Origin of the sequence: Phenylobacterium sp. (genome assembly GCF_031425575.1) — a bacterium.
Classification (GTDB): domain Bacteria; phylum Pseudomonadota; class Alphaproteobacteria; order Caulobacterales; family Caulobacteraceae; genus Phenylobacterium.
This window is the reverse complement of record NZ_JANPJP010000366.1, coordinates 1-8076: the sequence shown is the minus strand read 5'-3', so window position 1 is coordinate 8076 and position 8076 is coordinate 1. Positions and strand designations below refer to the sequence as shown.

The 8076-nt window shown below is 67.6% G+C and carries 11 protein-coding genes and 1 pseudogene; 4 read left to right on the top strand and 8 right to left on the bottom strand.

All coding sequences use genetic code 11. The features are described 5' to 3' along the window. From RMO97_RS20815 to RMO97_RS20805, 3 genes and pseudogenes are all read right to left on the bottom strand, one after another. Window positions 1-673 (bottom strand): annotated as a pseudogene (locus RMO97_RS20815) (VWA domain-containing protein); the annotation flags it as partial. 125 nt (window positions 674-798) lie between these two features. Then, window positions 799-1308, bottom strand: coding sequence for a recombinase family protein (locus RMO97_RS20810; protein WP_310542915.1), 510 nt, complete (start codon window positions 1306-1308; stop codon window positions 799-801). A gap of 113 nt (window positions 1309-1421) precedes the next feature. Beyond that, window positions 1422-1997, bottom strand: a complete 576-nt coding sequence (locus tag RMO97_RS20805) for an N-acetyltransferase (RefSeq protein ID WP_310542914.1) — start codon at window positions 1995-1997, stop codon at window positions 1422-1424. Between the two features lie 37 nt (window positions 1998-2034). Here RMO97_RS20805 and RMO97_RS20800 point away from each other — a divergent pair, with 37 nt between their 5' ends. The 4 genes from RMO97_RS20800 (at window position 2035) to dxs (ending at window position 6100) form a co-directional block, all read left to right on the top strand. Next, entirely contained in the window at window positions 2035-2961 is a 927-nt protein-coding gene (locus tag RMO97_RS20800) for a histone deacetylase family protein (RefSeq protein ID WP_310542913.1), read from the top strand. Window positions 2962-3029: 68 nt separating this feature from the next. Next, complete coding sequence (locus RMO97_RS20795) at window positions 3030-3272, top strand: exodeoxyribonuclease VII small subunit (RefSeq protein ID WP_310542912.1); 243 nt, start codon at window positions 3030-3032, stop codon at window positions 3270-3272. Then, entirely contained in the window at window positions 3272-4153 is an 882-nt protein-coding gene (locus tag RMO97_RS20790) for a farnesyl diphosphate synthase (RefSeq protein ID WP_310542911.1), read from the top strand. Before RMO97_RS20795 ends, RMO97_RS20790 begins: the two co-directional genes overlap by 1 nt. A gap of 24 nt (window positions 4154-4177) precedes the next feature. Next, the gene (gene dxs, locus RMO97_RS20785; RefSeq protein WP_310542910.1) at window positions 4178-6100 is read left to right on the top strand and encodes a 1-deoxy-D-xylulose-5-phosphate synthase; all 1923 of its coding nucleotides are present in this window, start codon (window positions 4178-4180) and stop codon (window positions 6098-6100) included. Here the strand turns inward: dxs and RMO97_RS20780 are convergent. From RMO97_RS20780 to RMO97_RS20760, 5 genes are all read right to left on the bottom strand, one after another. Then, a complete protein-coding gene (locus RMO97_RS20780; protein WP_304782009.1) occupies window positions 6097-6510 on the bottom strand; it encodes a type II toxin-antitoxin system VapC family toxin in 414 nt (137 codons plus the stop codon). The genes dxs and RMO97_RS20780 overlap by 4 nt on opposite strands. Then, window positions 6488-6754, bottom strand: a complete 267-nt coding sequence (locus RMO97_RS20775) for a type II toxin-antitoxin system Phd/YefM family antitoxin (RefSeq protein ID WP_310542909.1) — start codon at window positions 6752-6754, stop codon at window positions 6488-6490. Before RMO97_RS20775 ends, RMO97_RS20780 begins: the two co-directional genes overlap by 23 nt. A gap of 38 nt (window positions 6755-6792) precedes the next feature. Further along, the gene (locus RMO97_RS20770; RefSeq protein WP_310542908.1) at window positions 6793-7296 is read right to left on the bottom strand and encodes a hypothetical protein; all 504 of its coding nucleotides are present in this window, start codon (window positions 7294-7296) and stop codon (window positions 6793-6795) included. A gap of 32 nt (window positions 7297-7328) precedes the next feature. After that, window positions 7329-7802 carry a hypothetical protein gene (locus RMO97_RS20765; protein ID WP_310542907.1) on the bottom strand — a complete coding sequence of 158 codons (474 nt, stop codon included), beginning with the start codon at window positions 7800-7802 and terminating at the stop codon, window positions 7329-7331. Window positions 7803-7861: 59 nt separating this feature from the next. After that, window positions 7862-8076 (bottom strand): flagellar basal body L-ring protein FlgH (locus RMO97_RS20760; RefSeq protein WP_310542906.1); only part of this gene is annotated, 215 nt, incomplete at its 5' end.

Sequence of the window (8076 nt, the reverse complement as noted above, 5' to 3'; positions counted from 1 at the left end):
TGATGTCGAGATAGCCCTTCTCGGCGGTGCCCTTGATGGTCCCGTCCATGTCGAGCTCTTCGGCCGAGCCTTCGCGGACCCATTTGCGCAGGCGGCGCATGGCCATCTTGATGTTGCGGGTGCCCAGCTCGACCTGGTCGTCGAGGTTCTTGTACTCGCGCTTGTCCCACACCTTGATCGCTCGCCCGTGCCGGCCCTTCTCCTGGCCGACGCGGATGCCCTCGGGGTGGTAGCCGTTGGCGCCGAAGGGCGAGTCGCCCTTGGGCCCCATTCCGCCCTTGCCCTCGTCGCCCTCGCCCTTGCCTTCCTGGGCGTCCTTCATGCGCTTGGCGAGCTCTTCCATCAGCGCCTCGAAGCCGCCCATGGCCTCGATCTGCGCCTTCTCCTCATCGGTGAGGAACTGGTCGGAGAGCTTCTTCAGCCATTCGGCCGGGATGTCGGAGACACCGATCCCGTCGACCTTCTCCAAGCCCTTGAAGACATGGCTGAAAACCTGGTCGAAGCGGTCGAGGTTCTTCTCGTCCTTCACCAGGGCCGAGCGCGACAGGTAGTAGAATTCGTCGACGGTGCGGTCGATGACCACCTTGTCGAGCGCCTCCATGAGCATGAGGTACTCTTTCAGCGTCACCGGGACCTTGGCTTCCCGAAGCTCGGTGAAAAAGCGCATGAACATGGCAGGCTTCCCTAATAGGGGGACGAACGATTGTTTGATCCTCAAAGATGGAGGCCCGCGCGCCGTCTGTCCAGTATGGCGCGTCCGCGCAGGCTCCAAAGTGGCGCAACGCTCCTCCCAGCCGGTCAGGCGGTGGCGCGGGTCTCGACTTCGCGCAGCTTGCGCCAGACGGTCATGCGCGACACGCCGAGGCGACGGGCGATCTCCACGGGGCCCACCCCGGCGGCCTGGAGGGCGCGGATGTCGTCGATGCCTGAGCGGCCGCGCGGGCGCCGGTGCATGCCTAAGGGTTCCACGGAAAGCACCGCCTGCAGGGCCGCGCGCAGGGCCCGGCCGCCTGCGCCCTCGCTGCAGATTTCAGGCTCCACGATGTAGAGGCTGGCTTGGCGTTCCTCGAGCTTGTCGATCACCTCGAGGACGTTGCGGCTGGACCCGGCAAGATGTTCGAGGCGGGTCACGACCAACTGATCGCCCTCGCCAATGAAGTCGAGGATCGAGGACAAGACCGTGGACTCATCGGTCATCGGGCCGGCAGGCTCCTCGGCCCGGACCACATGACACCCGATTGCTTTCAACGTCGCCGTATCGTCCGCCGAGCGTTCGTCACGCAGCCGGACATATCCAATTCTCAACATCCCACCCGTCGCTTTCAGCTACTGCGATGATTGACGCCAAACTCGCAAAAGCCGGGAGCCTCGTCAAAGCGTAGAACCTTAAATCCCTGCAATAATTCTTCGATTATCGGCGTTCAGTTGGCTTCGCCTGCAACGGGACCGGCCTTTCTAATGGCTTTGTTAGAAAACCTATCCGCTGGGCGCCTCAGGATGAACTCGAGGTCTGTCGTTGACCCGACTTTGAATCCGTACTCCCCGACCTTTTCGAAGCCCGCGCGCTGATAGAAGCGCTGCGCCCCTTGGTTCTCCGACCAGACGCCGATCCAGAGGTCGCGTGGGCCGCCGGCCGCCATCCACGCCAGGGCCTCTGAAAACAGGCGCCCGCCGATCCCACCACTCTGGAAGGCCCGCAGGAGATATAGGCGCTTAAGTTCGCGACAGCTTGATGTGACTTCCGCGTGCGGAAGATTACAGGGGCCGCATTGGGCGTAGCCGACCGCCTCGTGCGCGGCCTCCACCAACCAGAGCGCCTTGGCAGGGGCCGCCAGGTCAGCGGCCATCGCCGCGACGCTATAGGAGTCCTCGAGGAAGGCGGCGAGGTCAGCCGGGTCATACAGGTGGGCGAAGGTGTCGCTGAAGGTCCGGGCGGCGAGGTCGGCCAGGACGGGGGCGTCGGCGGGGACCGCCCTGCGGATCTTGATTTCGGACATTCGGCTCGGCGCGGTTTCGGGGTTAGGATCGATTCTGATGACTGTCGCGCTCTACACCCATGCGGACATGCTCGACCACCGCCCGGGCGCCAACCACACCGAGCGGCCCGAACGGCTGACCGCCGTGGTAGACGCGCTGAGCGACGCCTCCGACCTGGATCTCGAGCCCCGCGACGCGCCGCTGGTCGAGCCAAGCGATCTCGCTCGCGTCCACCTGCCCATGTACGTCCAGGCCATCTTCGAGGCCGCGCCCCGCCAGGGGATGTTGATGCTGGACGAAGACACCTACATGTCGCCGGGCAGCCTGAACGCCGCGCGCCGCGCCGCGGGCTCTGTCGTCCAGGCCGTGCGGGACGTGGCCGCGGGCGAGCAGCAGCGGGCCTTCTGCGCCGTCCGCCCGCCGGGCCACCACGCCGAGCCGCACCGGCCGATGGGCTTCTGCATCTTCTCCAACATCGCGGTCGCCGCCCGGGTCGCCCAATCCTGCGGTCTGAAGCGGATCGCGGTCGTGGATTTCGACGTCCATCATGGCAACGGCACCCAGGCCGCCTTCGCCGGCCACGAGGACCTGTTCTTCGCCTCGGTGCAGCAGTGGCCGATGTGGCCCGGCACTGGCCATCCGGACGAGGCGGTCCCGGCCAATATCAAGAACGCGGTGGTCCCGCCGGGCGCGCCGGCGGAAGCGTGGCGCAAGGCCTTCGAGAGCCTGATGCCCCATGTCGACGCCTTCGCGCCGGACCTGATCCTGATCTCGGCCGGCTTCGACGCCCACGCCTATGACCCTGTGGGCGACGCCTTCCAGAACCTCGAGGCGCCCGACTTCGATTGGGCCACCCGGGCCATCGCCTCGGTGGCGCGCAAGCACAGCCAGGGACGGATCGTGTCCTCCCTCGAGGGCGGCTATGGCCTGGAGGCCCTGGGCCGTTCGGCCGTGGCTCACGTCCGCGCATTGTCGGCCGCCTAACCACGGTTGACCCGTTGCCGGGCGCACCGGGCCTCTCTAGGTTGGCGCGCTCACCTTCAGGAACCGACATGGCCGACGCCGCTGACATCGATGGGCTTTCGTTCGAGCTGGCCCTGGCCGAACTTGAGAAGATCGTGTCCCAGCTGGAGTCCGGCCAGGCGCCCCTGGAGCAGTCCATCGAACTCTACGAACGTGGCGCCAAGCTGAAGGCGCACTGCGAATCCCGGCTCGAGGCCGCGCGCCTGCGAGTGGAAAAGATCGTCATGGGCGCCGACGGCGCCCCGGGGGTCGAGGCGGCGGACTTCACCTGATGGCCGAGCTTGCCCACCGCGTGACCGAGGCCGCCGACCTGGTCACCGTTGCGCTGGACGAGCTGCTGCCCCGCGCCGAGGGGCCGGAGGCCCGGCTGACCGAGGCCATGCGCTACGCCGCGCTCGGGCCCGGCAAGCGGCTGCGACCCTTCTTCGCCATCGAGACCGGCAAGATGTTCGACCTGCACGAGCGTCCGGTGCTGCGCGCCGCCTGCGCGGTGGAGTGCGTCCACGCCTACAGCCTGGTGCACGACGACCTGCCGGCCATGGACGATGACGAGATGCGCCGGGGCCGGCCCACCGTGCACGTGGCCTATGACGAGGCCACCGCCATCCTGGCCGGGGACGCCCTGCAGGCCGCCGGCTTCGAGATCCTCGCCCACCCGGACACCCACAAGGACGGCGCCGACCGCGCCGATATGGTGTTGCGCCTGGCCCAGGCGGCTGGCGCCCGGGGCATGTGCGGCGGCCAGATGATCGACCTGCTGGGGGTGCGCGACGACCTGGGCGCCGTGGCCCGCATGCAGCGCCTGAAGACCGGCGCCCTGATCGCGGTCTCCTTCGAACTGCCGCTGATCATGGTCCATGCCGGGGATGGGGAGCGCCACGCCCTGATGGGCTTCGCCCAGGACCTGGGCCTGGCCTACCAGATCGTCGACGACCTGCTGGACCACGGCGGCGAGGACGCCGTGATGGGCAAGAAGGCCGGCAAGGACGCGGCCAAGGGCAAGACCAACTACGTCACCCTGCTGGGCGCCGACGCCGCCCGGGAGCGGTTGAATCTGTTGGTCGAGCAGACCAAGGCGCACCTGGATCCCTTCGGCCGCCGGGCTGAATTCCTGCGAGCCAGTGTGGATTTCGTGCTAGAGCGCCGAAACTGATTTCAAGAGATTTGTCCGCGTAACATGCCGCCAAGCACGCCTCTGCTCGACAAGGTCGCCTCGCCCGCCGACACGCGCGGGTTCAATGCTTCGGAGCTGAAGCAGCTGGCGGACGAACTGCGCGCCGAGATGATCGATGTCGTGTCCCAGACCGGCGGGCACTTCGGCGCGGGGCTGGGGGTGGTCGAGCTCACCGTGGCCCTGCACCATGTCTACCAGACCCCCGACGACATCCTGATCTGGGACGTGGGCCACCAGGCCTATCCGCACAAGATTCTCACCGGCCGCCGCGACCGCATCCGCACCCTGCGCCAGGGCGGCGGGCTGTCAGGCTTCACCAAGCGCAGCGAGAGCGAGTACGACCCCTTCGGCGCGGCCCACGCGGCCACCTCGATCTCCGCGGCGCTGGGCTTCTGCGCGGCCCGAGACGCCAACGGCAAGGACAACCGGGTGGTGGCGGTGATCGGCGACGGCTCGATGAGCGCCGGCATGGCCTATGAGGCGATGAACAACGCCTGCGAGACCACCGGCCAGCTCACCGTTATCCTCAACGACAACGACATGTCCATCGCGCCCCCCGTGGGCGGGATGAGCGCCTATATGGCCCGGCTGGTGTCGGGCGGCGGCTACCAGTCCCTGCGCCATCTGGGCAAGTCGATGGCGCGGGTTCTGCCCAAGGCGCTGCAGGAGGCCGCCCGCAAGGCCGAAGAATACGCCCGCGGCATGGTCACCGGCGGCACCTTCTTCGAGGAGATGGGCTTCTACTATGTCGGCCCCATCGACGGGCACGACATGGACGCCCTGGTGCCGATCCTGAAGAACGCCCGCGAGATCACCGACCGCCCGGTCCTGGTTCACGTGGTGACCCAGAAGGGCAAGGGCTACGCCCCGGCCGAGAGCGCCGACGACAAGCTGCACGCGGTGGTGAAGTTCGACGTGGTGACCGGCCAGCAGGCCACGTCCGCCCCGGTCGCCCCGCAGTACACAAAGGTCTTCGCCCAGGAACTGATCAAGCACGCCGAGCGCGATCCGAAGATCATCGCCATCAACGCCGCCATGCCCTCGGGTACGGGGCTGGACCTGTTCGGGAAGCGGTTCCCCGAGCGCACCTTCGACGTCGGCATCGCCGAGCAGCACGCGGTGACCTTCGCCGCGGGCCTGGCCGCCGACGGCATGAAGCCGTTCTGCGCCATCTATTCGACCTTCCTGCAGCGCGGCTATGACCAGGTGGTCCACGACGTGGCGATTCAGCGCCTGCCGGTGCGCTTCGCCATGGACCGCGCGGGCCTGGTGGGCGCCGACGGCCCGACCCATGCCGGCTCCTTCGATATCGGCTTCATGGGCGCCCTGCCCGGCATGATCCTGATGGCGCCGTCCGACGAGGCCGAACTGGCCCACGCCGTGGCCACCGCCGTGGCCATCGACGACCGCCCCTCGGCCTTCCGCTATCCGCGCGGAGAGGGCGTGGGCGTGGCCATCCCCGACTTCGCCGCCCCCCTGGAGATCGGCAGGGGCCGTATCGTCCGCGAGGGGACCACGGTGGCCATCCTGTCGCTGGGCACTCGCCTTGCCGAGAGCCTGAAGGCCGCCGACCTGCTGGGCGCGCGGGGCTTCTCGGCCACCGTCGCCGACGCCCGCTTCGCCAAGCCTCTGGATATCGAGCTGCTGCTGCGCCTGGCCCGCGAGCACGAGGCTTTGGTCACGGTGGAGGAGGGCTCGATGGGCGGCTTCGGCGCTTTCGTGCTGCAGGCCCTGGCCGAGCACGGCGCCCTGGATCGCGGATTGAAGGTGCGCACCCTGGTGCTGCCCGACATCTTTCAGGACCACGACAAACCCGAGATCATGTACGCCCAGGCCGGTCTCGACGCGGAGGGTATCGTCCGCGGCGCGCTCAACGCCATGGGCGTAGACAATGTCTCCGCCGCCGGCGCGGGTCGCCGGGCCTAGACCAGCTCCACGCCGAGGATTTCAGCGCATCGAGCCATGCCACTGTCGAAGGTGGCGATTGGCGTCCGGCAACGTGCTGCGATCGCGATGTGCAATGCGTCGGGCGCGCGAAGCGTCAGATCGAAGCGTCTCAGATAGGTCTGAGCCAGCGCGATGTCCGCGGGCGCCGTTTCGACTTTCGTGGCGGACCGCTCCAGCCAGATGTCAAATGTCGCGCAGGCGGCGCGCGCATTCTCGACCGTCAATTCCCGTGTTCGCGTGAGCCGCGCGAGGGTCGACGACAGTTCGGCGCCAGCATAGTCGCTGACCAATACAATGGGTTGCCGCGCGAGGAGGTCTCCCGCCTGCTGCGAGAAGGGATCTTCGGTGAAGAGCGCAACCAGAACGCTAGCGTCTAAGTAGGCGCTCATCGTCCTCATCACGCATGGCCGAGACGAGCTCGCCGGAGTTCATCTGGGAATTGCGCCGCGGCACGCGACGCGCGCTCAGCCAGGCGATGTCTTCCGGGGTGATCTCGCGGCCCGGCGAGACCAGGGCTTTCAGTTCCACCATCGGCTTGCCGTGGCGTGTGATCACCACGGCCTCGCCCTTCAGTGCGCGGTCGATCAGGTCGGACAGGTTATTCTTGGCCTCAACGACGCTGTGCTCGCTCATGACCTAAATATAGCCATCGGATGGCTATTTTGTCGAGCCTATTTGCAGGCGCTGAGGAAGGGCCGGACCTGCCTGAGCGGGACGGGCGGCGCGCTCTTGGTTTCGCCAAGGCCCGTCAGGGTCACGACCCCAGTCTTCTTGAAGGCCGCTATGACCGGCGCGCGGGTCGCGACTTCAGCTGAGAGCAGGGAGCCGCCGTTCAGGTCGTCGGCGCTGGCCTGGCCGCGCAGGGTGGCCGAGGCGAGGCCGGACGCCAGGGTGACGCTGGTGGGCCAGGGCGCAGGGCGGCCGATCTTGTCGACCCAGACGTTGTTTTCCTGACGATCAGCAAGCCTGGCCTCGACCAGGAAGGACGCGGTGACCTGGCCCGTCCCGCGCGGACAGCGCAAGGCCATCACCAGATCATCGGAATTGGGCGCGCCATAGACCAGGGCCACCTCGGGCAGGGTCTTGTCGTTGGCGAGGATCCAGACCCGACCATCCTGGGTCTGGGCCTGGGCGGCGGTGGCGGACAGCAGGAGCAGGGCGAGGGCGAGCTTCATGCGGCCACGCTAGCACCGCAATCGGGCGGCCTCTAGGCGCGGCAGGAGGCGAAGAAGCCGTTGACGGCGCCGCGCTCGGCCCCGCTCACCGGCATGGCGGCCTTGCGGCCTCTGGTGACCACCGACAGGTCGCCGGTCTCCGCGAAGCTCGCCAGGGCGCGGTCGGTGACCGGCGCCTTGGCCTCAACATAGACCGCGCCGTCCCCCATGCCAGGGGTGGCCACCGCGGCGAGGCGGCTGGCGTGGCGCTTGGACGCCAGGTGGATGGCGTCGGAGGGCGCGTCCATCGGGGCGGTCATGGAAACCAGGACCTGACCCGAGCGGGGCTGGCAGGTCATCATGATCAGGACGTTGTCGCTCTGAGGCTGACCATAGGCCAGCTTGGCGCCCTCACCCTCAGCGTGGTTGAGCGACCAGGCCATGCCCGGAAAGCTGCTCTGGCCCTGGTGTGCGCAGGAAGCCAATAGGCAGGAAATGCCCAGTCCGATGATCGCGCGGCGTTTCATGATTGGACGCTCCCCTTCGATAGAGGAAACGCCGCCGCCCGGTTAAGGTTTCATAGGCGTCAGAACGGGGTGAAACGCTCCACCAGCGACTGCACCGCGGGCGTTTTCTGTACCCGGCTGATGTCACCGCGCCCGCCATAGCTGATCCGGGCCTCGGCGATCTGGGTGTGCTTGATGGTGTTGGAGGAGGAGATGTCCTCCGGGCGCACAATGCCGGCCACGGTGAGCTGGCGCACCTCGGCGTTGGTGCGCACCTCCTGGGTGCCCTGGATCA

Bases quoted from the DNA above. Each gene is read 5' to 3' on its own strand.
- RMO97_RS20810 (WP_310542915.1), bottom strand. From the start codon at position 1,308: ATGTTGAGAATTGGATATGTCCGGCTGCGTGACGAACGCTCGGCGGAC.
- RMO97_RS20795 (WP_310542912.1), top strand. From the start codon at position 3,030: ATGGCCGACGCCGCTGACATCGATGGGCTTTCGTTCGAGCTGGCCCTG.
- RMO97_RS20780 (WP_304782009.1), bottom strand. From the start codon at position 6,510: ATGAGCGCCTACTTAGACGCTAGCGTTCTGGTTGCGCTCTTCACCGAA.
- RMO97_RS20770 (WP_310542908.1), bottom strand. From the start codon at position 7,296: ATGAAGCTCGCCCTCGCCCTGCTCCTGCTGTCCGCCACCGCCGCCCAG.
- RMO97_RS20775 (WP_310542909.1), bottom strand. From the start codon at position 6,754: ATGAGCGAGCACAGCGTCGTTGAGGCCAAGAATAACCTGTCCGACCTG.
- RMO97_RS20765 (WP_310542907.1), bottom strand. From the start codon at position 7,802: ATGAAACGCCGCGCGATCATCGGACTGGGCATTTCCTGCCTATTGGCT.
- RMO97_RS20800 (WP_310542913.1), top strand. From the start codon at position 2,035: ATGACTGTCGCGCTCTACACCCATGCGGACATGCTCGACCACCGCCCG.
- RMO97_RS20805 (WP_310542914.1), bottom strand. From the start codon at position 1,997: ATGTCCGAAATCAAGATCCGCAGGGCGGTCCCCGCCGACGCCCCCGTC.
- dxs (WP_310542910.1), top strand. From the start codon at position 4,178: ATGCCGCCAAGCACGCCTCTGCTCGACAAGGTCGCCTCGCCCGCCGAC.
- RMO97_RS20790 (WP_310542911.1), top strand. From the start codon at position 3,272: ATGGCCGAGCTTGCCCACCGCGTGACCGAGGCCGCCGACCTGGTCACC.